This is a genomic window from Mycobacterium farcinogenes (assembly GCF_019739075.1).
Lineage (GTDB): Bacteria > Actinomycetota > Actinomycetes > Mycobacteriales > Mycobacteriaceae > Mycobacterium > Mycobacterium senegalense.
The window spans coordinates 5,287,480-5,311,700 of the sequence record NZ_CP081673.1; the positions used below are offsets into that span (position 1 = coordinate 5,287,480).

24 protein-coding genes are annotated in these 24,221 nt (G+C 65.3%); 3 read left to right on the forward strand and 21 right to left on the reverse strand.

All coding sequences use genetic code 11. The features are described from left to right. Positions 1-53: 53 nt before the first annotated feature. Both K6L26_RS25260 and sppA read right to left on the reverse strand, forming a co-directional pair. Positions 54-1,472 carry an MFS transporter gene (locus K6L26_RS25260; RefSeq protein WP_245008775.1) on the reverse strand — a complete coding sequence of 473 codons (1,419 nt, stop codon included), beginning with the start codon at positions 1,470-1,472 and terminating at the stop codon, positions 54-56. A gap of 244 nt (positions 1,473-1,716) precedes the next feature. Beyond that, entirely contained in the window at positions 1,717-3,501 is a 1,785-nt protein-coding gene (gene sppA / locus K6L26_RS25265; protein WP_221851926.1) for a signal peptide peptidase SppA, read from the reverse strand. Positions 3,502-3,585: 84 nt separating this feature from the next. On the opposite strand from sppA, the gene K6L26_RS25270 reads away from it, so the two are divergent. Beyond that, positions 3,586-4,515, forward strand: a complete 930-nt coding sequence (locus K6L26_RS25270) for an LLM class flavin-dependent oxidoreductase (RefSeq protein WP_221851927.1) — start codon at positions 3,586-3,588, stop codon at positions 4,513-4,515. 57 nt (positions 4,516-4,572) lie between these two features. On the opposite strand, the gene rplO is transcribed toward K6L26_RS25270, so the two are convergent. The 13 genes from rplO to K6L26_RS25335 all read right to left on the reverse strand — a co-directional run bounded on the left by rplO (position 4,573) and on the right by K6L26_RS25335 (position 12,990). Next, the gene (rplO, locus tag K6L26_RS25275; RefSeq protein WP_019346191.1) at positions 4,573-5,016 is read right to left on the reverse strand and encodes a 50S ribosomal protein L15; all 444 of its coding nucleotides are present in this window, start codon (positions 5,014-5,016) and stop codon (positions 4,573-4,575) included. Further along, positions 5,013-5,195 (reverse strand): 50S ribosomal protein L30, encoded by a 183-nt coding sequence (gene rpmD / locus K6L26_RS25280; RefSeq protein ID WP_019346190.1) that lies wholly within the window; start codon positions 5,193-5,195, stop codon positions 5,013-5,015. Before rpmD ends, rplO begins: the two co-directional genes overlap by 4 nt. 2 nt (positions 5,196-5,197) lie before the next feature. Then, complete coding sequence (gene rpsE / locus K6L26_RS25285; RefSeq protein ID WP_076111965.1) at positions 5,198-5,845, reverse strand: 30S ribosomal protein S5; 648 nt, start codon at positions 5,843-5,845, stop codon at positions 5,198-5,200. 25 nt (positions 5,846-5,870) lie between these two features. Then, complete coding sequence (rplR, locus tag K6L26_RS25290) at positions 5,871-6,287, reverse strand: 50S ribosomal protein L18 (protein ID WP_047036352.1); 417 nt, start codon at positions 6,285-6,287, stop codon at positions 5,871-5,873. Positions 6,288-6,290: 3 nt separating this feature from the next. Beyond that, positions 6,291-6,830, reverse strand: a complete 540-nt coding sequence (gene rplF, locus K6L26_RS25295) for a 50S ribosomal protein L6 (protein WP_019343845.1) — start codon at positions 6,828-6,830, stop codon at positions 6,291-6,293. Positions 6,831-6,843: 13 nt separating this feature from the next. Further along, the gene (gene rpsH, locus K6L26_RS25300; protein ID WP_003883428.1) at positions 6,844-7,242 is read right to left on the reverse strand and encodes a 30S ribosomal protein S8; all 399 of its coding nucleotides are present in this window, start codon (positions 7,240-7,242) and stop codon (positions 6,844-6,846) included. A gap of 85 nt (positions 7,243-7,327) precedes the next feature. Beyond that, positions 7,328-7,513, reverse strand: coding sequence for a type Z 30S ribosomal protein S14 (locus tag K6L26_RS25305; protein WP_003883429.1), 186 nt, complete (start codon positions 7,511-7,513; stop codon positions 7,328-7,330). A 4-nt stretch (positions 7,514-7,517) separates the two neighbouring features. Then, positions 7,518-8,081: a 50S ribosomal protein L5 gene (gene rplE / locus K6L26_RS25310; protein WP_003883430.1), complete on the reverse strand. Its 564-nt coding sequence runs from the start codon at positions 8,079-8,081 to the stop codon at positions 7,518-7,520. Continuing rightward, positions 8,081-8,398: a 50S ribosomal protein L24 gene (gene rplX, locus K6L26_RS25315; RefSeq protein WP_019343844.1), complete on the reverse strand. Its 318-nt coding sequence runs from the start codon at positions 8,396-8,398 to the stop codon at positions 8,081-8,083. Before rplX ends, rplE begins: the two co-directional genes overlap by 1 nt. Beyond that, entirely contained in the window at positions 8,399-8,767 is a 369-nt protein-coding gene (gene rplN / locus K6L26_RS25320; RefSeq protein ID WP_003883432.1) for a 50S ribosomal protein L14, read from the reverse strand. It abuts the gene before it with no gap. Between the two features lie 186 nt (positions 8,768-8,953). Further along, entirely contained in the window at positions 8,954-9,829 is an 876-nt protein-coding gene (locus tag K6L26_RS25325; RefSeq protein WP_221851929.1) for a formylglycine-generating enzyme family protein, read from the reverse strand. Positions 9,830-9,875: 46 nt separating this feature from the next. Then, complete coding sequence (locus tag K6L26_RS25330; protein ID WP_221851931.1) at positions 9,876-12,239, reverse strand: arylsulfatase; 2,364 nt, start codon at positions 12,237-12,239, stop codon at positions 9,876-9,878. Between the two features lie 73 nt (positions 12,240-12,312). Beyond that, complete coding sequence (locus K6L26_RS25335; protein ID WP_221851933.1) at positions 12,313-12,990, reverse strand: DUF2306 domain-containing protein; 678 nt, start codon at positions 12,988-12,990, stop codon at positions 12,313-12,315. 54 nt (positions 12,991-13,044) lie between these two features. Between K6L26_RS25335 and K6L26_RS25340 the strand changes: the two genes are divergently transcribed. Beyond that, positions 13,045-13,746: a TetR/AcrR family transcriptional regulator gene (locus K6L26_RS25340; protein ID WP_051752336.1), complete on the forward strand. Its 702-nt coding sequence runs from the start codon at positions 13,045-13,047 to the stop codon at positions 13,744-13,746. Positions 13,747-13,750: 4 nt separating this feature from the next. Here the strand turns inward: K6L26_RS25340 and K6L26_RS25345 are convergent, their stop codons facing one another. The 6 genes from K6L26_RS25345 to K6L26_RS25370 form a co-directional block, all read right to left on the reverse strand. After that, on the reverse strand, positions 13,751-14,458 hold the full coding sequence (locus K6L26_RS25345) for a TetR/AcrR family transcriptional regulator (protein WP_019343839.1): 708 nt from the start codon (positions 14,456-14,458) through the stop codon (positions 13,751-13,753). Positions 14,459-14,535: 77 nt separating this feature from the next. Further along, positions 14,536-15,960 carry an NAD(P)/FAD-dependent oxidoreductase gene (locus tag K6L26_RS25350; protein WP_221851934.1) on the reverse strand — a complete coding sequence of 475 codons (1,425 nt, stop codon included), beginning with the start codon at positions 15,958-15,960 and terminating at the stop codon, positions 14,536-14,538. 55 nt (positions 15,961-16,015) lie between these two features. Further along, positions 16,016-16,540, reverse strand: a complete 525-nt coding sequence (locus K6L26_RS25355) for an NUDIX hydrolase (RefSeq protein WP_019343837.1) — start codon at positions 16,538-16,540, stop codon at positions 16,016-16,018. 9 nt (positions 16,541-16,549) lie between these two features. Continuing rightward, positions 16,550-19,141, reverse strand: coding sequence for a winged helix-turn-helix domain-containing protein (locus tag K6L26_RS25360; RefSeq protein WP_076215786.1), 2,592 nt, complete (start codon positions 19,139-19,141; stop codon positions 16,550-16,552). 78 nt (positions 19,142-19,219) lie between these two features. Then, entirely contained in the window at positions 19,220-21,304 is a 2,085-nt protein-coding gene (locus K6L26_RS25365; RefSeq protein WP_245008640.1) for an alkyl/aryl-sulfatase, read from the reverse strand. A gap of 315 nt (positions 21,305-21,619) precedes the next feature. Then, positions 21,620-22,903: a glycosyl hydrolase family 28-related protein gene (locus K6L26_RS25370; RefSeq protein WP_221851936.1), complete on the reverse strand. Its 1,284-nt coding sequence runs from the start codon at positions 22,901-22,903 to the stop codon at positions 21,620-21,622. Positions 22,904-23,025: 122 nt separating this feature from the next. On the opposite strand from K6L26_RS25370, the gene K6L26_RS25375 reads away from it, so the two are divergent. Further along, positions 23,026-24,219: a lipase family protein gene (locus K6L26_RS25375; protein WP_221851938.1), complete on the forward strand. Its 1,194-nt coding sequence runs from the start codon at positions 23,026-23,028 to the stop codon at positions 24,217-24,219. Positions 24,220-24,221: the final 2 nt, after the last annotated feature.

The window sequence follows — 24,221 nt, forward strand, 5'->3', positions numbered from 1 at the left end:
ACCGCCACCACGCTTCATGCGCGGACCGAGTCGCCCTCACATGGATCGCCCGGCTACCGGTCGGCTGACGCGGCCGGCGTGCCCGCGCCGGCATCGGCCTCCGACTCCTCCTCGGCCCCCGTCTCGTAATCGAGCTGTGCCGGGGCTTCCGGAGTCCCGGGGATCTCGGTGCCGCTGATCGGACATCGGGCCGTCTCGGGCACCTTGATCAGCGCCAGCATGCCGATCACGCAGGCCACCATCATGTAGTAGGCCGGGATCAGCTGGTCGCCGGTCTTGTTGACCAGCCAGTCGTTGATCGCCGGCGCGGTACCGCCGAACAGCGACGTCGACACGTTGTAGGCGATGGCGAACCCGGCATAGCGGACCTGGGTGGGGAACATCGCCGGGAACGTCGCCGAGATGGTGGACAACTGCGGCACATAGAGCAGCCCGAGCACGGCGAATCCGATGATCGCGCCGACCATGTTCGTCGACATCAGCAGGAACATCGGCACGCCGGCGATGAACAGGCCGATAAGCGAGACCCACCACATCGGTTTGCGGCCGACCCGGTCCGAGATGTGGCCGCTGAGCGGCAGGAACACCATCATCGAGAGCATCCCGATCACGGGAACGATCAGCGAGTGACTGCTCGACAAGCCGATGGTCTGTTCCAGATAGGTCGGCATATAGGTGAGCAACGTGTAGTTGACCACGTTGAGGGCTACGACCAGGCCCACCAGACGCAGGATCGGGGCCCAGTACTCCACCACCAGATCGCGGAACTGGCTGACCGCACCTTGTTCGGTCTCGCCGGACTCCTCCAGCTCACGAAATATCGGGGTGTCTTCCAGCCGCGAACGCAGGTAGACGCCGATCAGCCCGAGCGGGGCGGCGACCAGGAAGGGCAGGCGCCATCCCCATTGCCCCATCTGCTCATCGCTGAGCACCACCGAGAACGTCAGCATCAACAGGGCGCCCACCGAAAAACCGGCCAACGTGCCGAATTCGAGGAAACTGCCGAGGAACCCGCGTCGCCGCGACGGCGCGTACTCCGCCATAAATGTTGCCGCACCGCCGTATTCGCCGCCGGTGGAGAAACCTTGGATCATCCGCAAGGCCACCATCAGCGCCGGGGCCCACATTCCGATCGAGGCGTACGACGGAATCAGCCCGACGCAGAAGGTTGCGCCGGCCATCAGCACGATGGTGATGGCCAGCACGTGTTTACGGCCGAGCCGGTCGCCGAGCGGTCCCCAGACGAAGCCGCCGAGCGGACGGACCAGGAACGAAATGGCGAACGTGGCCAATGCCAGCAAGGTCGCCTGCTGGGCGTCCCCGGGAAAGATGGCGGCCGAGATATAGCCCACGCCGTAGGCGTATATGCCGTAGTCGAACCATTCGGTGGCGTTACCGATCGCCGATGCGGCGATCGCCCGCTTCAGTACGCCAGGGTCCGGCGGATTCTCGGCAGGTTCGCGGTAGTCGATCTCCGGTTTGTCTCCAAAGCCCCTGATCGGGCTTTTGCGCGCGGGCACGGGTCCTCCATGTGTCTGACGACACCGTTCCCCGCCGCGCACTCTGTTACGGCTGCTCTGACTGGGTTGAACACCGCAGGGCCAGGCCGTCGTTTCGTCGACAAATCATCAATTGCCAAGATCTGACGTTACCGCGCCGGCCGGGTCGATGCACCGCGGCGTTACCCTGTCGCAATTGTCCTTTACGTCAAAATCGTCAAAATCGGTGGTCGCCCAGCCATAGGGCACTGGCCCCGGTCATCGTGCGGCCCGCATTTTCGATCGCTCCCACGACCGATTGGCCCAGCAGGTTCCCGACGGCTTGCGGCAGTGTCGCCGCGGCCGGTTGCGAAGACGGCTTGGGCCGCAACATGTCCAGCCAGGACGAGCCCGGGTAACTCAGCACCCGTACCTTGGTGTCCGGGTCCAGCCCGGCCAGCACCTTGGCGCGGGTGACCGCGGCCCGTAGCCCGCCGAGTTCGTCGACCAGGCCGCGATCTTTGGCGTCGGCGCCGGTCCAGACCCGTCCCCGAGCCACTTCATCGACCTGCTCGACCGACAGCTTGCGCCCGACCGCCACCCGCTCGATGAAATCGGTGTAGAGCAGGTCGGTTTCGGCTTCGATCTGGGTGTGCTGTTCGTCGGTGAACGGAGCATTCGATGACCAGGCATCGGCATTGGGATTGGTACGCAACGAATCCGACCCCACCCCGAGCTTGTCCTTGAGTTCGCGTGAGATCAGCTTGCCGGTGATCACGCCGATGGATCCGGTGATGGTGCCGGCGTTGGCCACGATCTCGTCGGCCGCCATCGACACGTAGTAGCCACCCGACGCGGCGACCGCGCCCATCGACGCGACGACGGGTTTTCCTCGATCGCGGGCCCGAACCACCTCCCGCCAAATGGTTTCCGAACCACTGACCGAACCGCCGGGACTGTCTACCCGCAGGACGATCGCCGAGACGTCGTCGTCGGCGGCCGCCTCACGCAGGGCCGCGGCGATGGTGTCGCCGCCGGCACTGGAATTGCCCAACGGCAACACCTGCGGACCGCCGCGACCGCTGACGATGGGACCGTGCAGCGTCACCACCGCGATGGTGGGCTTGGATTTACGGCCCGGGATCTGCGGTGCGGGCACCTTCGGGGAAGTCCGCGCATAACGCGAAAGATAAAGCCGCGGCAAGGCATCCGGATGGTTGTCGGCATCGGTACCGGCCGCCTCGGGGCCACCCGAGAGTTCACCGATGCGCGCATAGGCCTCGTCGCGGAACCCGATGTGGTCGACCAGACCGGCCGTCACCGCATCGTCCCGCAACACCGGTGCCCGGTCGGCCAGTGCGTTGACCGCCTCGATGCTCAGCTGACGGGATTCGGCGATGGCCTGCCACACCTGCGACTGCAGGCTCTCGATCATCCGGCCGTCAGCCTCACGCTGCGCGTCGGTGTAGCGATCCTCGGTGAAAACATTTGCCGCTGACTTGTATTCACCGCGCGCGACGAACTGCGGCTCGATGCCCACCTTGTCGAGCGCATCACGCAGGAACGTCGCATTGGTGGCGAAACCGACCAGGCCGACCGTTCCCGACGGCTGCATCCAGACTTCACGAAACGCCGATGCCAGGTAGTACGACAGCGTGCCAGGGTAGGTCTCGGCCCAGGCCAGCGTGGGTTTGACGGCGCTGAATTCCGCTATGGCGGCCCGCAGTTCCTGCACCGGCCCTGGAGCGGCGGCGGGAAGCTGCACCCGCGCGATCAGTCCCGCCACCCGATCGTCCTCTGCGGCGCGGTGGATCGCCGCGATGGCCTGCCGCAGCACGAGCGGCCGACCACCGCCCGCGATCATGGCCAACGGGTCGAAGCCCGCGGTCTCCGGCGGTATCGACAGCAGATCCAGTTCCAGCACGCATCCGTTCGGGACGCCGTTGTGCCGGGCGGTGTCAATGCGCCGGGCCAGCACCTTCAGTTCGTCCTGGCCCGGGATCCCTGGGAGAAACGCGAACATGAAACGAGCCTACCGATCCGCGTACTGCGCGCGCGTCGACGAGAAACCTCGGCACGTCCACCTCGTCGTCGTACCGTGATACAGGTGACCTTCTCCATCTCGCTTCCGCAGCTCGATCACGACGGTTTCGACGAATCGGGCTTCAAGGCCTACCTGGCTCGCGCCGAGGAACTCGGATTCGAGGGCGGTTGGACGATCGAGCAGACCGTGGGTCCGGCTCCGACGATCGCCCCGCTGGAGCTGCTGTCCTACGCCGCAGCGGTCACCACGAGGCTGCGGCTGGGTGTGGCGGTCCTTGTCACGTCGCTGCACGATCCGCTGCAACTGGCGTCGGCGATCACCGCGGTGGACCGGCTCAGCCACGGCCGCCTCGACGTCGGTGTGGCTCCCGGCGGGAGTTTCCGGCAGTTCCCGGCCTTCGGGGTGGACCGCTCGACGTTCATCGCCAGCTTCACCGAGGGGCTGGAGCTGATGAAGGCCGCGTGGTCGGACGAGCCCAGGATCACCTTCCACGGCCGCTTCCGCGATGTCGACGACCTGGCCATCAGTCCCAAACCCGTTCAGCGCCCGCACCCGCCGATCTGGTTCGGCGCCAACGCCCCGGCGGCACTGGCCCGGGCCGTGCGGCACGGCGACGCGTTTCTCGGCGCCGGCTCCTCGACCACCGCGGCCTTCGCCGAGGCCGTGCGCACGGTGCGCCGGGAGCTCAACGAACAGGGCAAGGATGCCGACCGGTTCCGGATCGGCAAGCGGGTGTATCTCATCGTCGACGACGACAGCGCCCGCGCCCGGGACCGGGTGCAGGCGGGCCTGCGGCGCATCTACGGCGACCGGGCCGACCAACTCGGGGATGTGGCCGTCGCCGGCACGGTAGAAGACGTGGTGCACGGCCTGCGTGCGGTTCTGGATGCCGGCGCGCAGACCATCGTGCTCAACCCCACCGGTGCGACCATCGCGGAGGATCGCGAGCAGTTGGAACGGCTGGCCGCCGACGTGATCCCCCGGCTGAGCTGACCGCCGACGCAAAAAGCCCCCGCCGAAGCGGGGGCTTTTGTGTCTGCTCGCGCAGAATTACAGTTCGGTGGCCGAACCGCCGGCAGCGGTGATGGCCTCACGGGCGCTACCGCTGAACTTGTTGGCGGTCACGTCGACCTTGACGGCCAGCTTGCCGTCGCCGAGAACCTTCACCAGGCTGTTCTTGCGAACCAGGCCCTTGGCGACCAGCTCGTCGACACCGACGGTGCCGCCCTGCGGGAAGGCCTTGTTGATGTCGCCGACGTTGACGACCTCGTACTCGGTCCGGAAGCGGTTCTTGAAGCCCTTGAGCTTCGGCAGCCGCATGTGGATCGGCATCTGGCCACCCTCGAACGTCGAGGGGACGTTCTTGCGGGCCTTGGTGCCCTTGGTACCACGACCGGCAGTCTTACCCTTGGAGCCCTCACCGCGACCCACGCGGGTCTTGGCGGTCTTCTCTCCAGGAGCAGGCTTCAGGTCGTGAAGCTTGATAACACTCATTTGACTTCCTCAACCTCGACGAGGTGATGGACAACATTGATGAGGCCACGCGTCTGAGCGTTGTCCTCACGCACCACGGACTGACGGATCTTCTTCAGCCCCAGCGTCCGCAGGCTTTCGCGCTGCTTCCAGCGTGCGCCGATGGTTCCGCGCACCTGGGTGATCTTGAGCTCTGCCATGGTTATGCCGATCCCTCACGCGCTGCTGCGGCAGCCAGCGCTTCGCTCTCACGCCGGGCCTTCAGCATGCCGGCCGGCGCAACGTCCTCCAGCGGCAGGCCGCGACGGGCCGCCACCTCTTCCGGCCGCTGGATCTGCTTCAGCGCGGCAACGGTGGCGTGCACCACGTTGATCGCGTTGTCGCTGCCCAGCGACTTGGCCAGGATGTCGTGCACGCCGGCGCATTCCAGCACCGCGCGAGCCGCACCACCGGCGATCACACCGGTACCGGGGCTGGCCGGACGCAGCATCACGACACCGGCAGCGGCCTCACCCTGAACCGGGTGCACGATGGTGCCACCGATCAGCGGCACGCGGAAGAAGCCCTTGCGAGCCTCCTCGACGCCCTTGGCGATAGCGGCCGGAACTTCCTTGGCCTTGCCGTAACCGACGCCGACCATGCCCTTGCCGTCACCGACGATGACCAGTGCGGTGAAGCTGAAGCGCCGACCACCCTTGACCACCTTGGAGACGCGGTTGATCGACACCACGCGCTCGATGTAGTTGCTCTTCTCGCCGCTGTCGCGGCCGCCACGGCCACCGCGGTCGTCGCGACGACCACGGCCGCCACGGTTCTCCTGCGCCGGAGCGGCTCCTGCCTGCTCGGCCATCATGCAGTCCTCTCGTTGACAGTCATCAGAATTTCAGCCCGCCCTCGCGCGCGGCATCCGCCAGCGCGGCGATCCGGCCGCCATAGGTGTAACCACCACGGTCGAACACCACGGTCTCGACACCGGCAGCCTTGGCGCGCTCGGCGATCAGCTGACCGACCCGAACGCTGTGCGCCTTCTTGTCACCCTCGACGGCGCGCACGTCGGCCTCGATCGAGCTGGCAGCGGCCAGCGTGACGCCTTCCAGGTCGTCGACGAGCTGGACGTGGATGTGCCGTGCCGAGCGGTTGACCACCAGGCGCGGGGTCTCGGCGGTGCCGGAGACCTTCTTGCGGAGCCGGGCGTGCCGACGCAGCCGGGCGTTGCGACGGGTCTCAGAGATGTTCTGTCCCACCGGCTTACGGACGGCGGCAGCTGCTGAGTCAGTCTTAGTTGTAGCCATGACTTACTTACCTGTCTTTCCGACCTTGCGGCGGATCTGCTCACCTTCGTAACGCACACCCTTGCCCTTGTACGGGTCGGGGCGGCGCAGGCGGCGGATGACCGCGGAGATCTGACCGACCTTCTGCTTGTCGATACCTGAGACCGAGAACTTGGTGGGCGTCTCGACGGCGAACGTGATGCCCTCGGGCGCCTCGATCACCACGGGGTGGCTGTAACCGAGTGCGAACTCCAGGTTGGAACCCTTGAGCTGGACGCGGTAGCCGACGCCGAAGATCTCCATCTTGCGGGTGTAGCCCTCGGTGACACCGGTGACCAGGTTGGCCACCAGGGTCCGGGACAGCCCGTGCAGGGAGCGGCTGCGCCGCTCGTCATCGGGACGGCTGACCACGATGGCGCCGTCTTCGTTGCGCTCGACGGTGATCGGCTCGGCGACATCCAGGGTCAGGGTGCCCTTGGGGCCCTTGACCGAGACGTTGCGGCCGTCGATCGTCACATCGACCCCGGCGGGAACCGGGACCGGCTGCTTTCCAATACGCGACATGTTCTGCTGCCCCCTACCAGACGTAAGCGAGGACTTCGCCGCCCACGCCCTGTCGTGCTGCCTGGCGGTCGGTGAGCAGACCCGAGGACGTGGAGATGATCGCCACGCCCAGGCCGCCGAGCACCCGAGGCAGGTTGGTGGATTTTGCGTAGACCCGCAGGCCGGGCTTGGACACCCGGCGCAGGCCGGCGATGCTGCGCTCACGGCTGGGGCCGTACTTGAGCGAGACCACCAGGGACTTACCGACGCGAGCATCCTCGGTGCGGTAGTCGTTGATGTAGCCCTCTTTCTTGAGGATCTCGGCGATGTTCGCCTTGAGCTTCGAGTGGGGCAGAGTCACCTCATCGTGGTACGCCGAATTGGCGTTGCGCAGACGTGTCAAAAAGTCTGCGATCGGGTCAGTCATCGTCATGACAACCGGCTCACCTTCCTCGCGGCGGTTCCCCTTGCCCAGTTATTGGGGGAGGCCTTCCGCAACCTGTTGTTGGGGGTCTGTGTTACCAGCTGGACTTCTGCACGCCGGGCAGTTCACCCGCGTGCGCCATCTCGCGCAGGCAGATACGGCACAGCCCGAACTTGCGGTAAACCGAGTGCGGACGACCGCACTTGTTGCACCGCGTGTACGCGCGGACCGCGAACTTGGGCTTCTTGTTGGCCTTGTGGATCAACGCCTTCTTTGCCATGTGCTCAGTTCTCCTTGAAGGGGAAGCCCAGCGCCTTCAGCAGCGCACGGCCTTCGTCGTCGTTGGTCGCCGAGGTGACGACGGTGATGTCCATGCCGCGGGGGCGGTCGATGGAGTCCACGTCGATCTCATGGAACATCGACTGCTCGTTGAGGCCGAAGGTGTAGTTGCCGGTGCCGTCGAACTGCTTGCCGTTCAGGCCGCGGAAGTCGCGGATACGGGGCAGGGCGATCGAGATCAGCCGGTCCAGGAACTCCCACATCCGGTCGCCACGGAGGGTGACGCGGGCACCGATGGGCATGCCCTCACGCAGCTTGAACTGTGCGATGGACTTGCGGGCCTTGCGGATCTCCGGCTTCTGGCCGGTGATCAGGGCCAGGTCGTTGACCGCGCCGTTGATCAGCTTGGCGTCACGGGCGGCGTCGCCGACACCCATGTTGACGACAACCTTGACGACGCCCGGGATCTGCATGACGTTGTCGAACTCGAACTGCTTGTTGAGCGCCTCACGGATCTCTTCGCGGTAGCGCTGCTTCAGCCGCGGCTGAACCTTCTCTGGTGCAGTCATCAGATGTCCTTGCCATTGGTCTTGGCGATGCGGACCTTCTTGCCGGTCTCCTCATCGACGCGGTAACCCACACGGGTCGGCTTGCCATCGGAGTCGACGACCATCACGTTGGACACGTGGATCGCGGCTTCCTGGGTGACGATGCCGCCCGACGATGCGCCGCGCTCGTTCTGCGACTGCGCGGTGTGCTTCTTGATCCGGTTGACGCCCTCGACGAGGACCTTGTCGCGAGCCGGGTAGGCCTCGATGACCTTGCCCTTGGCGCCCTTGTCCTTGCCCGAGACCACCAGCACGGTGTCGCCCTTGTGGACCTTCATTTACAAAACCTCCGGCGCCAGCGAAACGATCTTCATGAAGCGCTTCTCGCGCAGTTCGCGGCCGACGGGCCCGAAGATGCGGGTACCGCGCGGGTCGTTGTCGGCCTTGATGATGACGGCGGCGTTCTCGTCGAACTTGATGTAGCTGCCGTCGGCGCGGCGGCGCTCCTTGACGGTGCGCACCACGACTGCCTTGACGACGTCGCCGCGCTTGACGTTGCCGCCGGGGATGGCGTCCTTGACGGTCGCGACGATGACATCACCGATGCCGGCGTAGCGTCGCGATGAGCCACCGAGCACGCGGATGCACAAGATTTCCTTGGCGCCCGTGTTGTCGGCGACCTTCAACCGCGATTCCTGCTGAATCACTCGATCTCCTGACCTGGTTTTGTATGCACGCCAGATACCGACCTGGACGTGCGCGGTCTTTGTTTCCGAAGGGCACGCGGGGCTGACTCAAAACAGCAGTCAACCGAGGTCTGCCCAAGGCAACCCCTACATACTAGGTGAGCACGGCGAATGCGCCAAATCGCCGTAGATCCGGTTCTGCGGGCTTCAGCCGGCCACGCAGCGAAACCCGATGTGCGTGGTCGAGCTGTCCTGCGACTGCGGTGACCGCGCAGCCGGGCGATAGCGGTGGCAGTACTCCGGCGCGCACAGGTGCGAACCGCCCTTGAGCACCTGGTTCACCATCGGATCGGGGTCGCCGGGAGGTGGGCAGCACGCCGGGGCATCGGCCTGCGGACGGTGGTGTCCGGCGAAGCGGGTGGTGGTCCACTCCCACACGTTGCCGATCATGTCGGACAGGCCGAACGCGTTCGGCGGGAAGGCTCCGACCGGTGAGGTACCGCGCCAGCCCAAGGCGCCGTCGTTGCGATACGGGAACCGGCCCTGCCAGGTGTTGGCCATGAGCACCCCGTCTGGGGCGACCTCGTCGCCCCAGGCGTAGATGCCATCGACTCCCCCACGCGCCGCGTACTCCCATTCGGCCTCGGTGGGCAACCGGCGCCCGGTCCAGGCCGCATACGCCACCGCATCCGGGTAGGCCACCTGCACCACGGGATGGTCCGGTGCGGCCGCGCCGCGATCGGGACCGAAGGGATGCCGCCAATTGGCGCCGGGCGCCCAGTCCCACCATTGACGCCAGTCCCGTAGGTCGACGGGGCCGTCGGTGGGCCGGAACACCAGGGCGCCGGGCACCAGGTCTTCCTCGGCCACGCCGGGGTACAACGCCGGGTCCATCGGGCGTTCGGCGACCGTGACGTATCCCGTGGCCTCCACGAAGGCGCCGTACTGCGCGGTGGTGACGGGGTGCTTCTCGATGGCGAATCCGGCGACGGTCACGGCGTGCACCGGCGCCTCTTCGGGATAGAAGGCCGTCGATCCCATCGAAAAGGTGCCGCCGGGCAGTTCGATGAGTTCGGTGACCACGGATTCGAGGCTAGTCGTCGCAACCGACCGATTCGACGGCTCCTCGCTAGTCCTTGGCGAACGCCGCGGCGAGTTCGCGCTCGAGGTCCTGGTACGGCTCGCCGGACAAATCGACGGTGACCTGGCCGATGGCACCGCCGGTGAACGCGAACGGTGCCCGGTATCGCTGGGACACAGCCGATCCGGTATTGCGTCCGATGCAGATGCCGCCCCCGGCGAGCGCGAACATACCGGGGTGGGTTCGCATCCCGGCAAGCTCGGCGACGGCCGTGTCGTCGATGTACAGGGCGGTGTCCCCGAGCGGGGTGTGACTGCCCTCGACGGTGCCGGTGCGCCGGTACTGGACTCCGAAGAGGTGCCGCCCCAACGGAACCGGATCGGGAGAGACCAACGCCTGTTCGTGCTCGCCGAGGAAGTTGTAGACGTAGTGCAGCCGCCCGTCGGCGATGAACAGCACATGGCCGCCGTGCGCCCCGCCCTGCTTGAACAACACGCCGTGCGCGTCAGCGCCGTCAACAGTGACCTCGGCGAGCACGGTGAAGGACTGCCCGCGCAGTTCGGCGGCCGCACCGAGGCCGACTTCGGCGGTGTGTGGGTAGTAGGTGTAGCGGGTCCGCTCCCCGACCAGATAGGGCCGCCACCGCGTCATCGTCTCGAAGATGTTGAGATCGGCCAGCGGCAGGCCGTTGTACTTGTCGGCTTCGCTGAACCACAAGGCCTTCAGCTCTTCGAGCTTGTCGGGTTCTTCGTCGGCCAGGTCATGGCACTGACTGCGGTCGCGTTCGATATGGAAGAGCTCCCAGCGGTCGGCTTCGAAGTGCGACCATCCCGAGGGCGTGGCGGCGTGCACGGTGTTGGCGAACCAGCCCTGGTGCCAGATGCCGCGAGTGCCGAGCATGGTGTAGAACTGGGTCTCCTTGCCCGTCGGGGCATCCGGATCATCCAGTGCCACTTTGAAGCTCACCCCGTCCAACGGCTTCTGCGGAACGCCGCGCACGCTGGCCGGCGGCGTGATGTCGAGCAGGTCGTAAACCGTCGGGGTGATGTCGCAGACGTTGACGTAGTTGTCGCGCACCGCACCATGGGCCCGAATGCCATTGGGCCAGGAGATGATTGCGGTGTCGGCGATCCCGCCCTCATGAGAGGCATAGCGTTTGAACAGCTTGTAGGGCGTATTGAAGGCCATGGCCCACCCGATGGGGTAATGGTTGTAGGTATCCGGTGAGCCCAACCGGTCGATGAACTTCAGCCCCTCCTCGGCCGTGTCGATATAGCCGTTGAAGAACTTGGTCTCGTTGACCGAACCGTTCGGCCCGCCTTCGCCACTGGCCCCGTTGTCGGAGATCACCACGATGATCGTGTTGTCGAGCTGGCCCGTCTGCTCCAGGAAGTCCAGCACCCGGCCGATCTGCGCGTCGGTGTAGGACAGGAACCCGGCGAACACCTCGGCCATCCGGGCGAACAGCCGCTTCTCTTCGGCCGACAAGGACTCCCATGGCCGGACGGTGTCTTGCGCGGGCCAGGCTTCGCCGTTGGGGCCCTTGACATCCGCGTAAGGGTTCAGCGGTGACAGTTCGGTGTCGGACGGCACGGTGCCGAGCCGCTTCTGGTTCTGGAGCACGATGTCGCGGTAGGCCGCGTAACCCATGTCGAACTGACCGGCGTACCGATCGGCCCACTCCTTGAACACATGGTGCGGGGCGTGGCCGGCTCCCGGGCACAGGTAGGTGAACCAGGGCTTGTCCGGGGCGATCACCTTGGCATCGCGGATGAACTCGATGGTCTTGTCGGCCAGGTCGCGCGACAAGTGGTAGCCCTCCTCCGGAGTGGCCGGCGGATCGACCGGGTGGTTGTCGTAGACCAGGTCCGGATACCACTGGTCGGTCTCGCCGCCCATGAATCCGTAGAACCGTTCGAACCCCCGCGCGCACGGCCAATGCCGTTTGGTGGCAGCCAGGTTGGACTCTTCCAGCGGCGTCAGGTGCCACTTGCCCACGCAGTAGGTGTTGTAGCCGTTCTCGGCCAGCACCTCCGGCAGGAGCGCCGTCTCATGCGGAATCCGGCCGTTGCAGTTCGGGAACCCGTCGGTGAACTCCTCGATGGTGGCCATCCCCACCGTGGTGGCATTGCGTCCGGTGAGCAGTGAGGCTCGGGTCGGTGAGCACAGCGCCGTGGTGTGGAACTGCGACAACCGAACTCCGCGTTCGGCGATCCGGCTCATGGCGGGCATGTCCACCAGCCCACCGAAGCAGTCCCACGTGGCGATGCCGGTGTCGTCCCACACCAGATACAGGACGTTGGGAGCGTTCTCGACGGCGGTGGGTGCCGCATAGGGCGCCCAGTCCGGTTCGGAATCCCTGATGTCCAGGGCGATCTTGCCGTTGAACGCTGAGTTGGACACGGCTGCCATGGCGACCTCACTTGTTGGCGATTCAGCACCGGTAAGACTGGTCGCGCAGGAGACTACTCTTGCTCACTGGCGTTTACCGGGGAACCGAGGCAGCCATCGGCACGGGCTCAGAGCCGGTCCCCGGGTGCCGACGCAGCCATACCTGCAGGAGTAGCAGCGGAATCGTCCAGCCCAGCCAACCGCCCACGCCCGCTACAACCCAGACATACTTCTCCTCGTTCCCGCCAAAGATGCTGTCGCGCAATGGATCGAAGCCCAGGTAGAGCACCGGGGTCCACACTCTGTTGGTGATGATCGACAGTGCCAGCGTCGCGCTGCGCAGCATCTGACGCCGGTGTGCACCGAACCGGCGCTGCCGTGCCGCCAGGAAGCCGTCGACGGTGAACCAGAACCACAACGCTGCGAGTACGACGTTGCTGACCCCCAGGATCGGGCCGAAGGGTGTGGCCGCCCCGATCACGATGGCACAGAGGGTCGCCGGGATGGCGGTGGCGGCATAGATCCGCCCGGTACGTCGATGCCACGCCGGGTGGCGGCGCCGCAGTCCCGGCCACACCTGCGCGACCGCGCACACCATCGCCACGCTCGCCAACAGGACATGTGCGACCAGCAACGGGTAGTGCAGCCCGAACGTGGCCTGTACCCGAGTCCCGCCGGTCAGATACGGCGGCAGCGAGTACACGAGAAACACCGTCACGATCACGGTGAGTGCCGCTGCCCAGCGGACGGAACGCAGGGATGCGTATGTCATACGCAAAAGGGTATGGCATACGCATAGCGATGTCACTGGTTATTCTGAACACTGATGACCAGCGCCGATGCTCCACTCCCCCGCGCCTTGCGCCTGCTTTGGCAGCAGGACGCCGAGCCACGTCGGTCACGTGGACTGACCCGCGAGACCATCGTCGCGGCAGCTGTCGAACTCGCCGACGACGACGGCCTGGCCGCCTTGTCGATGGCACGACTGGCCGAGAAACTCGGGTGCGGCACCATGTCGCTCTACCGGCACGTGGCCAACAAAGACGAGCTGGTCACCTTCATGCTGGCCGTCGCGCCCGGCCCGGCGCCGTCGGCACCCGTGGACGCGAATTGGCGTACGGCACTGGAAAATTGGGCTGGCGCCCTGTGGGACGTCTACCACCGCCATCCCTGGGTCCTGCAGTGTGCGTCGGCTGGGCTTCCCGCCGACCCCGGCCAGTTGGCCTGGCTGGACGCCGCACTGGCCGGCCTGTCCGGCACCCGCCTGACCGAACGCGAGAAGCTCACCGCAGTCATGGCCGTGCTGATCTTCACCCGCGGTTCGGCCGCGTTGGCCATCGAAGCCCGCGATGTGGACGACAGCGAGTACCCCGGGCTGTTACGTCGCCTGGTGACCCCGGCGCGGTTCCCGGCCCTGGCGGCCGCGATCGATGCGGGCGCACTCGATCGGTCCGACGAGGACCCATTGACCGAATTCCGTTGCGGCCTGGCTCAACTGCTGGACGGTATTGCCGCCAGACTGGGATGAGCCGTCAGCGCCGTCGAGCGTCGAGCCTGGCGGCAATGCCGTCCAGCAGCAGCTCCAGCGCCGATTCACACCCGCTCCGCCGCATCGACTCGTCGAGAAAGCGGCTGGTGGCCGCGATGTTCGGATGTGTCTGGGCCGGCAACCGCGCGTAGGTGTCACCCCACGTGTCGTCGTCGCGCTTCTTGTGCTCGGCAGGTAGGGCCTCAAACGCGGCGTCGAGCGCGGCAAAGCCCAACATCTGGTCGATGAAGGCGTGATACACCTCGACGGCTTCCCGCTCGGGGAATCCGGCTGCGCGCAGTGAGCCCAACACCGTCTCGATGATCGAGATCTCGTGGGGACCTCCGGTCACCCGGCTCGCCGCCAGTACTCCGGCCTGTGGGTGGTCGAGGTAGACCCGGTGTATGCGCAGCCCGAGTTCCCGCATGTCTTCGCGCCACAGCCCCGTCGGTTCCCATCCGTCGACCACGCGCCGCAGCAGCTCGTCGGTGATGGCCAGCACCACATCCTCGATGCCGCGGAAGTAGCGGTACAGGGCGGTCGGGTCGGCGCCGAGCGCGACCCCGAGGCGCCGGACCGTGAGACCGGCGGCACCGTGGTACTGCAACACCCGCAAGGCGGCCTCGACGATGAGTTCCTCGGACAGCACCACACCCTGCTTCGTCTGCCGCCGCCGTCGCCGCGGCGACTCGGACTTCAAGGTTCGGCCCATCCGCACTGCTTTCTCCGCGCTTACGTCAACGCCCTCCAGCCATTGTGCGGCGCGGCCGCGTCCGGCGCACGGAAACGCTACGAGTCGAATCCCAGCCCGACCGAGTCGAGCGCCCGCAGCAGGATGTTGCGGCGCCCCTCGTGATGGTCAGCCCGGTCCAACGACCAGCGGGTCGCTTGAATACCGGCCGAGGCCAACGGTTCCGGCGGGAACGGCGCGGGGATGGACTTGACCATGTCGAGTTCGGTGCGAACCGTCGGCGCGCCGGCGAAGCGGTCGAGCATCACCTCGGCAGCGAAACGCGTTGCCGCCACCCCGAGCCCGGTGAAGCCGGCGGCATACCCGGCTCGGCCCCCGTAGGCCGACCCGAAGAATGCGCAGAACCGCGTCGAGGTGTCGATCACCCCGGCCCACCGGTGGGTGAACGTGACGTCCTCGAGCTGTGGAAATGTCGTGAAGAAGTGGCCCGCGAGACGCCGATAGGTGGCGTCACGATCCTCGTACTGGGGCCGGATCCGGCCGCCGAAGTGATAGATGGCGTCATACCCGCCCCACAGGATCCGGTTGTCCTTCGACAGCCGGTAGTAATGGAACTGGTTCGACATGTCGCTGATTCCTTGCCGATTGGTCCAGCCGATGTCGGCAAGCTGGGCATCGGTCAGCGGCTCGGTCATCAAGGCGTAGTCGTATACCGGCACCGTGTGGTAACGGTATCGCCTGAGCAGTGACGGAAAACCGTTGGTCGCCAGGATCACCCGGTCGGCACGTACCGTCACGCGTTCGGTCCGAACCGACAGCGGCCCACCGCGGCGATCCTGCGCCAAACCGAGCACCTTGCTGTACTCGTAGATCTCGACACCGAGTTCACCTGCGGCCCGGGCGAGTTCGCTCGCAAGCTTTGCCGGATGAACCAGCGCCGCGGCGTCCTTCGACCAGACCCCGGACAGGTATGTGGGTGACTGCACCTCGGCGCGGATCGCCTGCTGGTCGAGGTAGACCTGGTCGGGCCGCAGTGCGGCACCGGCGAGTTCGGCAGCCTGGTAAGGCTCGACCGCTACCGCGATCGAGCCGGTCCGCTCGAAGTCGCAGTCGAGGCCGAGCGTGTCGACGGTCTTCGCGATGCCGTCCAGATTTTCCAGGCCCAGCCGGTCGAGCGTGTCAATCTCGTCAGGCCAGCGGCTACGTCCGTTTTCGGCACCATGGGTCAGCGACGCTTCGACGAACCCGCCGTTACGTCCCGAAGCTGCCCATCCGATGGTCTGCCCCTCGACGAGGGCGACCCGGATTCCCGGGTCCCGCTGCTTTGCCAGCAAGGCTGACCACAGCCCGGTATACCCACCGCCGACCACGACGAGGTCGTAGTGCGACGACGCGCTGGTCAGCACCGGATAGTTGGGCTGATCAGGTATGTCGTCGAGCCAGAAAGGCTGGAGCGCCGACGTGGCCAATGAGCGGTCGATGAGGCTGCCTGCGGGGGTGTGTCGTTCGAAGACGGTTTGCACGGTTTCTTCCTGGGTGGTGAGGTATCACCCAGTAAGAACCATGGCTCGCACTACCTCAAGGGTGTTGACGTAAACGCAGCAGCTGTGGGATCAGAACTCGGGTATCTGGGACGAACGGCCAATCCGGGTCGGCCAGGTGCGTTGCCAGTTCCTCGTCGGTCCACCACCAGCCGTCGATGATCTCTTCGGGTTGGTGGCTAATTGGACCGTCCCAGCGCGCCTCGTAGGCGAACAGGTGACACCGCATGGGATTTCCCGCCCACTGACCGTCCCAGGCCACCGAAGCCAGTGCCGTCAAGGGTGGGCCGCTGATGCCGAGTTCCTCGGCCAACTCCCGGGTGGCAGCCTGCAGCGGCGTCTCCCCCGGGTCGACGACCCCGCCCGCCAGGCAGTCGTGCATGCCGGCGAACACCGCCTTGGTCATGGTGCGGCGGTGGACATAGATGCGCGCCCCGTCGACAGAACGCACCAGCACACCGGCACTGGCATGCCACAGACCCTCGGCGTACACCCGGGAACGTGGCTGGGCGCCGATCACATTGCCGTCGGCGTCATACACCGTGACGAGTTCTTCGGTCACCGCTTCACGCTAGCGGGCCGCCCGGTTGATGGCTTCGCGACGGTTGGACGCACCGAGTTTGCGGTAGATGGCGCGCTGGTGAGTCTTGAGCGTGTTCACCGAAATCGACATCTTGCCGGCGATCTCCTGCATCGTCATCGGCGTCCGCAGGAAAGCCAGAATCTCCCGCTCGCGCCGCGTCAGGCCTGCCGCACCGGAATCCGGCCGATGATGCTCACTCGCCAACAGGGCTTGCTCGACGAAGTCGGGGTAGGCGGTGTACGAGCGGTGGGCTGCCAGCAGTTCCTGGCAGACCGAGTCGGGATTGTCGACGAACTGGTACCGCACGTGCTCCGGGCATGCGGCCGCCAACATCTCTTCCATCCGCTTGTGAGCCCGCTCAGACTGCCCGTCCTGCCAGTCCAACAACGCCAACGTGTACAGCGCGTAAGCGGCGATATAGCCCGGCAGCCGCGGCTCCAGCGCCTGGCGGGCCAGGCGGCCGGCCAACTCGGGCGCACCGAGTCGTCGGCACATCCCCGAGAGCACCGCTGACACCATGGGAAGGTGCGCGGCGCCGACGACCCTGGCAGCCAGCGCGAGTGCCAGTCGATGCTCGCCGCGCGCTTCAGCCAACCGTGCACGACTGCCTGTCTTGTAGTTGCCCCACGGCACGCCGTGAGTATCGACGTCAGGCATGCGGGCCACGGCGGCCTCGGCGGCGGCGAGCACCCCGTTGTCGCGAAGGGTAGCCGCACTGAACGCGAGGAACATCCGTGACGTGTCGGGATATCCGACGCCAACGGTGCCGCTCGACGAGATGAAATCCGCTACAGCGGCGGTGATCTCACCATGCCAGAAGCGAATCCAGCCTGCCGTGAAGCGCTCGATACCGTCGCCGTCGTGCGACAGCCAGAGCTCGGGCGTCGAAGCGCACGATGACACAGCCAGGTGCAGTGCCTGCTGGGCGCGGCCCAACTCACCTGAGTGCGCCAGGGCGAAAGCCAAACTCTGCCGGGCGCGGTGTGCCACCTCCGGCAGTCCGAGGGCCGCACATTCGTGGACGGCCGCTTCCAGGTACTCCGAACCGCGAGTCGGGCTGCGCCGCAACCGCGAATCCGCCCAGCCGAGCACGAACAGCGCGCACGCGTAGATGCGCGGCGCGACCAATTCACGGTCTGACAGCGCGACCTCGACGCGGCCTGCGGCCCCGTCCATCACCTCTCGGTCGTCAGAGATCAGCAGCTGCGTGAGATCCGCGATGAGGTCGAGGCGCCCCTGCCTCTGTTCCGACTGCGACATCCGCGCGGCCCGGTCGAACAACAGTGCCGCCGCGACATCATCACCGGCCATGGCTCGACAGCTGGACCGGATCATCAGGATCTCGGGATTCTCCCCGAAGGCTTCGGAAAGTCGCACGCAGGCCAGATCCAGTGCACCCGAACGAGATTGCAGCAGCAGCTCGAGCCAATGTTCGGCAACGACGTCATACCCGCAACGGTCGTTGCCGCGGATCGCGAGTTCGACAGCTTCCAGCGGGTACTGCGGTGCCAGCTCGGCCGCCGCCAACCGGTTGAGCCGTGTCCACTCCTCGGGCTGCCGTTGCCTCAGTATCTCCTGACAGTGCTTCATAAAGAGCGAATGCCATTGAAAGACTGCACTTTCGCCCGAACCGACGCGCTCGAGGAAAAGGCCCGCGGCAACGCAGTCGTTGAGCAGTTCTCCACTGTCCGGACGATCCGTGAGTGCCCGGGCCAGCTGCGCGTCCACCCGAGGGCAGATAGTGGCCCTCAGCACGAAATCGGCCAGATCTGGCCGCAGCCTGGCGAGCACCGCGGTGCCGATGTAGTCGGTGAGGTCGACATCGTCGGAGAACGCGCCGGCTTCGTCACCGCTGACCAGCATGAGCCGAACCGCACCGGGCCACCCGCCGCTGGCCGTCATGATGCGGGCGATGTCCTCAGGCCGCGCCGAGATATCGCGTTGTTCGACCAGGGCTTGCACATCATCACGCGTGAAGGCCAGTTCCCCAGAGCCGATGACCGCCACCTTGTCGTGGACTCGCAGCCGGGCCCACGATGGGCTGACCGGGTCCGTCGTGATCAGGACGAACCGCAACCACTGCGGCCCGTTCTCGACCAGCTCCACCACTTCCTCGTCGCCCCATGCCGACCGCGCGAACTGGAAGTCGTCGATCACGATGGTCACGGTGCGATGGGCGTCGATGGCCATGAGCGCAGCTACCGCCCCGTCGTAGGAGGCCGAGTCGAAGGCCGCGGATAAGGACTGATCCAGCGCCCGGTCGCCCGCATCGCGTGCGCTGTTCAGCAATGCGGTCAGCACGCCGCGCAGTACATCCCTACGGTCGTTGATCCGCTCAGTGACGGTCAGCCATGCCGCAGAACCTGATTCGGCCCGTTGCCGCTCGACCGCCCACTGCGCGACGGCGACGGTCTTGCCGAACCCGGACGGGGCGGCCACCAGAACGGCGCGCCTGGTGTCGATGTGCTCGTCCAGTCGGTGACCGATGGCATGGCGCGGCAGCATCCCGCGGCTCGATGACGGAATGGTGGCCAGAAACCACGGCACCGGCTGCATCGACGATGTTCCGGAGGGCTGCACTTTGGGGTTCCTATCGATCACTGCCCGGGACGCGGTGTGCTGCCCTACGGGCCGCAGGGCAGCACACCATTGTCCCAGCTATGGAGTGACGATGTTGAACCAGAACGGGAAGGTGTCGAGCATGCCGACGAAATCGTCGACCGATTGCCGGTTGCCGTCGAGCGTGACCTTGTTCTGATCGATGCCGTCGTTGAGTTTGAGCTTGCCCAACTGAATCTCGTTCATCGTGTCTTTGGTCAGCTTCAGATTCGCGTTGGCATTCGGGATCGGCGCGGTGGTGTAGTTGAGCACGCCGTTCTCGACCCGCAGACCGTACTGCCTCTTGAGATCGGTGAAATCCACGTTCATCGTGATGGTCTTGCCCGCTGCCTTCTGCCCGTTCAGCCGGACGGCCAGGTAGTCGAACATCATTTCCGGCGGCATGGCGTTGATGGTGTCCGGGCTGGCGACATCGGTTCCGCCCGCACTGGGCACACCGTTGCGCAGTTCGTAGGCTCCCTGCAGATACACCGACCGCCACGGACCGGACTCGGCCTGATAACCCATCTGCTCGAAGCTGTCTGCCAGAAGGTTCTTGGCGTTGGTGTTGTTCGGATCGGCGAACACCACGTGCTTGAGCACCATGGCCACCCAGCGATACTCGCCGTTGTCGAAGTCTCGCTTGGCCTTCTCCAGAACCGCTTCCGCACCGCCCATGTAATCGACGTACTTCTTGCCCGCGGGCTCGGGGGGAAGATCGTCCAAGTCCGCGGGGTTGCCGTCATACCAGCCCATATAACGCTGATACACCGCCCGCGAATTGTGTTTGAGAGTGCCGTAGTACCCGCGGTCAGGCCAGAAATTGTTGAGCTCGGGCGGCATTTGGATCTCTTCGGCGATCTCGGAACCGATGAGGCCGTTGTTCATCAGGCGCACCGACTGATCGTGAATGTACTTGTACATGTCACGCTGTTTCTTCCAGTAGTCGATGATCTTCTCGCGCCCCCACATCGGCCAGTGATGGCTCTGGAACTTCACGTCGGTGTTGGGCCCGTACGTGTTGATGGTGTCGTCGAGGAACTTCGCCCAGATCCGGGCATCGCGCACCTGGGCGCCACGCAGAGTCAGCAGGTTGTGCATGGTGTTTGTGGTGTTCTCGGCCATCCACATCGCCTTGAACTGAGGGAAGTAGGTGTTCATCTCGGTGGGCGCCTCGGTGCCGGGAGTGAATTGGAACTCCATGTCCACGCCGTCGATGGTCATCTTCTGCCCGCTGGTGGTGACGAGATCGGTCGGGAGGATCAATGTCGGTAGTCCGGTCGACACCGTCATGCCGAGACCCCCGTTGACGCCACCTTCGGCGTTGCGCGGCAGCAGCGCACCGTACATGTAGACGGCGCGTCGACCCATCGCGTTGCCCGCGATCACGTTCTCGCTGACGGCATCTTCGACGAAGTTCGCCGGCGCAACGGCTTTCACCTTGCCGGAGTCGACGTCAGCCTGGTTGATGATGCCGCGGACACCGCCGTAGTGGTCCACATGCGAGTGGCTGTGCAGAACAGCCACGATCGGCCGCGGACCCAGCTTCTTGTTGACCAGATCCAATGCCGCCGTGGCGGTTTCGGGTGAGATGAGGGTGTCGTACACAATCCAGCCGGTGTTGCCACGGATGAACGTGATGTTCGACAGATCGTACCCGCGCACCTGGTAGATCTTGTCCTGAACCACCTCGAACAGCCCGTATTCCATGCACAGCTGGGCGTTGCGCCACAAGCTCGGATTGACCGTGTCCGGTGCCGGCTTGTCCGCGGAGATGTACTTCTTGTACTCCTCCAGGTCCCAAATCACGTCACCGTTGGTGTTCTTGATCGTCAGAGTGTCAGGCCGCTCGAGCAGACCACGTCTGGCGTCCTCGAAATCGGACTTGTCGTTGAACGGAAGGGCATCCGCAACCTTCTTGTTGGCCGCCTTGGTGGCCTCGGTCGCACCCTTGACGCTGTTGTCGGTCTTGACTGCACCACCATCGCCGCCTGATGACCCACCGCCGGCGTTGTCCTCACACGCGGCGATGAGCGTGGTCGCGATGCCAGCCACGACTAGGCCGCCGAGCATCCTGCGCCGCGGGAGCTGCGCACGCAATTCGTCAGGCTCATCTGATTGATATGGCTTCGAATTGGGATCCATGCGGGCCAATTATGCCGTCGCGTCGTCCAGATGTCGGACAATTCGCCTCAGCGATCCGAATTGGAGCGGCCAATTGCGACGGACGAGATTAACCAGTAGTGAATACGGGTCGCGCGCAACCGGGCCGCTAGACCACGAAATCCACGACAGCGCAACCGGAATGCTGACCACAGCGGTACTCGACATCTGTCCGCAGACCGCACTGCAAGCCATCGGGCACTGCCCGGTCGGAATTCTCGAAGAGGCAGCACGCTCCCCACGCGGCGCCTCACCCAAAAAGGGTGAGTTGATATCCGAATTCGCCCTCAGTGCATGTCATACGGTCCACCAATTCGTCCCGTCGGAGATCACCGCAACGGCTGCCCCGTCGATAAGCACCAATTCTGATTCGGAGTCGATGCGTTGCCCTTTCGAAGTGCCCAGCCCAGCGTCGACGCCCGAGATGTTCTTGACTGTGTATCGGCAGGAATTGTCCACGGCAGTGGGCAGGGTTACCGCGCTCGCCCCTGATGCCAGCAGGTACACGTACTCGGTGTCCCGCGCGTTCGCGAGTACGGCGTCTCCGGACAGAGTGATCACCACACGTCGCGCCGGCGCCAGGTTTCCCGATGTGTTGCCGGCAATGCCGACGTTGCTGCCCTCGGCGCGCACCGGAGCGATGGAATATCCGTTGTTGTCCCACTGGTTTCCGGAGATCGCAAGGTCATCGACGAATCTCGCGTCTACCGCGTAGCTCCAGCCCGCACCGTCGTCGGTATTGGCGATGAAGTTGCCGGTGACGTTGAACCCTCGAGCCCGGTGGTCGGCGTCGACCGAGTAGATCCCGATCGCGGAATACTGGTCCGGCGCACCTTTACCGCCGTTCGTGATGTTGTTCCCGACGATAGCCACCTGCTCGTCATCCGCATCCAGCCACGGCGGCATCGTGAAGACAATGGCTTCTCTGCGCGCACCCTCACAGATATTGCCGATGATCGTCAGCTGCTTGTTTCCGCGCAGCTCGATGTTGTGCTGCGGGGCGCCGTTGAGGTGATTGGCAAGGATCCGTACCGGACCGGCCTCGATCGACAGATTGGGTCCCGTCGACCCGATGTTGTTGTTGACGACCCACGAGTCGTAAAACCGGTAGGTGGTGTAGATGCCGTAGCCGGTGCTCTGCTCGATGAAGTTGTCGTCGATCCAGTTCAGCAGGCCCTCGGTACGGGCGTTGAGCCGCATGCCGTAATCGGTCCAACCGACGATCCAACAGTGTCTGACGTAGCTCTTGTCCAGATCGACATCGAGCCCGGGAGATCCGCGAGTACCCGCATCGATCTTGAGGTTTTCGATGCGGCATTCGGTCCAGTGCCCACTGATGGGCGCGACGTCCGCCGTGACCCGCAGCCGCGCCGCACGTTCACCGTCGCCGAGCAGCCAGACGTGGGAGAACCCGTCGGCGCCATTTCCGATCGAATCCGACAACGCATATTCACCGGCCGGGAAGAACACCGTGCCGCCACCGTCATCGTCCGCCTGCCGGATCGCGCCCATCACGGCCGCATGGTCGTCGGTCGTGCCGTCCCCGGTGGCCCCGTGCGACCTCACATCGATCACCGACATGGTGCCCAATCTATTGCGTGTCCCGGGTATTCGATCGGGTATCCGCTCACGTGCCGCACGCTCCGATGAAAAGATGGTGGATGCCCACGACCGGCTACGGAAAACCAGGCAGGGGACGTTCGATGGTTCGAGTCACCGTTCTGTTCTCGGTCGCTCTCGCCGTTCTCACGGCGTGTGGCGGATCTCCGACCCAGGACTCGGCGGAAGACCCGGACAGTGCCGGCCACGTCGTGTCTCAGGCGCCGTTGGACAACCTGGCACCGGCGCTGCGCGAGGCAAGTGCGGAAGCCAAGACCATGACGTATGCCTCTCGCAACGGGGTCAACGACGCAGTCTCGCACGTGACGGGAACGGTGTTCGTCCCCAAGGGCAACCCACCCGCGGACGGCTTTCCGATCGTGGCACTGGGCCACCGGACCACCGGCACATCCGCCGACTGCGCACCCTCGCTGTCTCCCGACCTGCGTGGTGAAGCATCGACGGTGGTGGCCTTGCTGAACGCCGGGTATGTCGTCACCGTGCCCGACTACCAGGGTCTGGGACAGCCGGCCAAGCCCGACGACTACGACTTCCACCCTTACCTGGATTCGACCACCGCTGGCTACAACATGATCGACGCCGTGCGGGCGGCCCGCACCATGGTTGCCCCTACATCGACGTCCTGGGCGGCGCTGGGAGCTCGTGAAGGCGGGCAAGCCGCCTGGGCCGCAAACGAACTCATCGACAACTACGGCTACGACCTCAACCTGATCGCGACAGCGTCTCTAGCACCGATGGCCAACCTCGATGTACTCGCGGATGCTGCGATGGCCGGCACGCTGAACACCGACCAGAAACTCGCCTTCGTCGCCTACCTCGCCGCGTTGAAAGATCAGTATTACTACGACTTCGAACTCGACGATTACCGACGCGGCGCCGCCCAGGAGAATTGGGACGCCCTGCTCAGCTGCAACGACGCCGCCCAGCGAATCTCATTGGCCGAGAAGTTGAGCGCCGATGACCTACGTCCCGCCGGTCCCGAAGCACTGAAGACGTTGCGCGGCTACCTGCAGAAGACGAACCTGCCACAAGGGCCCACCGCGGCGCCGATGTACGTCATCTACGCCGGGAGGGACGCGGTGGTACCCGCCGCATCGACGGAGCGGGCGCTGGCCGAGGCCTGCAAGATGGGCGACGGCATCCAGATCGCATTCTGGCCCGAATCCACACGCGAACAGGTCGAACCCGTCGCGGCATTGGGCTGGCTGAATGACCGGATGCAATCGATTCCGGCGGCCAACGACTGCCCGGCTTTCACGGCGGCGCACCCACGATGACC

What these genes read in the sequence shown, in the direction of transcription:
- sppA (WP_221851926.1), bottom strand. Translation starts at nt 3,501, where the DNA reads ATGTTCGCGTTTCTCCCAGGGATCCCGGGCCAGGACGAACTGAAGGTG.
- rplO (WP_019346191.1), bottom strand. Translation starts at nt 5,016, where the DNA reads ATGAGTGTTATCAAGCTTCACGACCTGAAGCCTGCTCCTGGAGAGAAG.
- rpmD (WP_019346190.1), bottom strand. Translation starts at nt 5,195, where the DNA reads ATGGCAGAGCTCAAGATCACCCAGGTGCGCGGAACCATCGGCGCACGC.
- rpsE (WP_076111965.1), bottom strand. Translation starts at nt 5,845, where the DNA reads ATGGCCGAGCAGGCAGGAGCCGCTCCGGCGCAGGAGAACCGTGGCGGC.
- rplR (WP_047036352.1), bottom strand. Translation starts at nt 6,287, where the DNA reads ATGGCTACAACTAAGACTGACTCAGCAGCTGCCGCCGTCCGTAAGCCG.
- rplF (WP_019343845.1), bottom strand. Translation starts at nt 6,830, where the DNA reads ATGTCGCGTATTGGAAAGCAGCCGGTCCCGGTTCCCGCCGGGGTCGAT.
- rpsH (WP_003883428.1), bottom strand. Translation starts at nt 7,242, where the DNA reads ATGACGATGACTGACCCGATCGCAGACTTTTTGACACGTCTGCGCAAC.
- K6L26_RS25305 (WP_003883429.1), bottom strand. Translation starts at nt 7,513, where the DNA reads ATGGCAAAGAAGGCGTTGATCCACAAGGCCAACAAGAAGCCCAAGTTC.
- rplE (WP_003883430.1), bottom strand. Translation starts at nt 8,081, where the DNA reads ATGACTGCACCAGAGAAGGTTCAGCCGCGGCTGAAGCAGCGCTACCGC.
- rplX (WP_019343844.1), bottom strand. Translation starts at nt 8,398, where the DNA reads ATGAAGGTCCACAAGGGCGACACCGTGCTGGTGGTCTCGGGCAAGGAC.
- K6L26_RS25330 (WP_221851931.1), bottom strand. Translation starts at nt 12,239, where the DNA reads ATGGCAGCCGTGTCCAACTCAGCGTTCAACGGCAAGATCGCCCTGGAC.
- K6L26_RS25335 (WP_221851933.1), bottom strand. Translation starts at nt 12,990, where the DNA reads ATGACATACGCATCCCTGCGTTCCGTCCGCTGGGCAGCGGCACTCACC.
- K6L26_RS25340 (WP_051752336.1), top strand. Translation starts at nt 13,045, where the DNA reads ATGACCAGCGCCGATGCTCCACTCCCCCGCGCCTTGCGCCTGCTTTGG.
- K6L26_RS25345 (WP_019343839.1), bottom strand. Translation starts at nt 14,458, where the DNA reads ATGGGCCGAACCTTGAAGTCCGAGTCGCCGCGGCGACGGCGGCGGCAG.
- K6L26_RS25365 (WP_245008640.1), bottom strand. Translation starts at nt 21,304, where the DNA reads ATGGATCCCAATTCGAAGCCATATCAATCAGATGAGCCTGACGAATTG.
- K6L26_RS25370 (WP_221851936.1), bottom strand. Translation starts at nt 22,903, where the DNA reads ATGTCGGTGATCGATGTGAGGTCGCACGGGGCCACCGGGGACGGCACG.
- K6L26_RS25375 (WP_221851938.1), top strand. Translation starts at nt 23,026, where the DNA reads ATGGTTCGAGTCACCGTTCTGTTCTCGGTCGCTCTCGCCGTTCTCACG.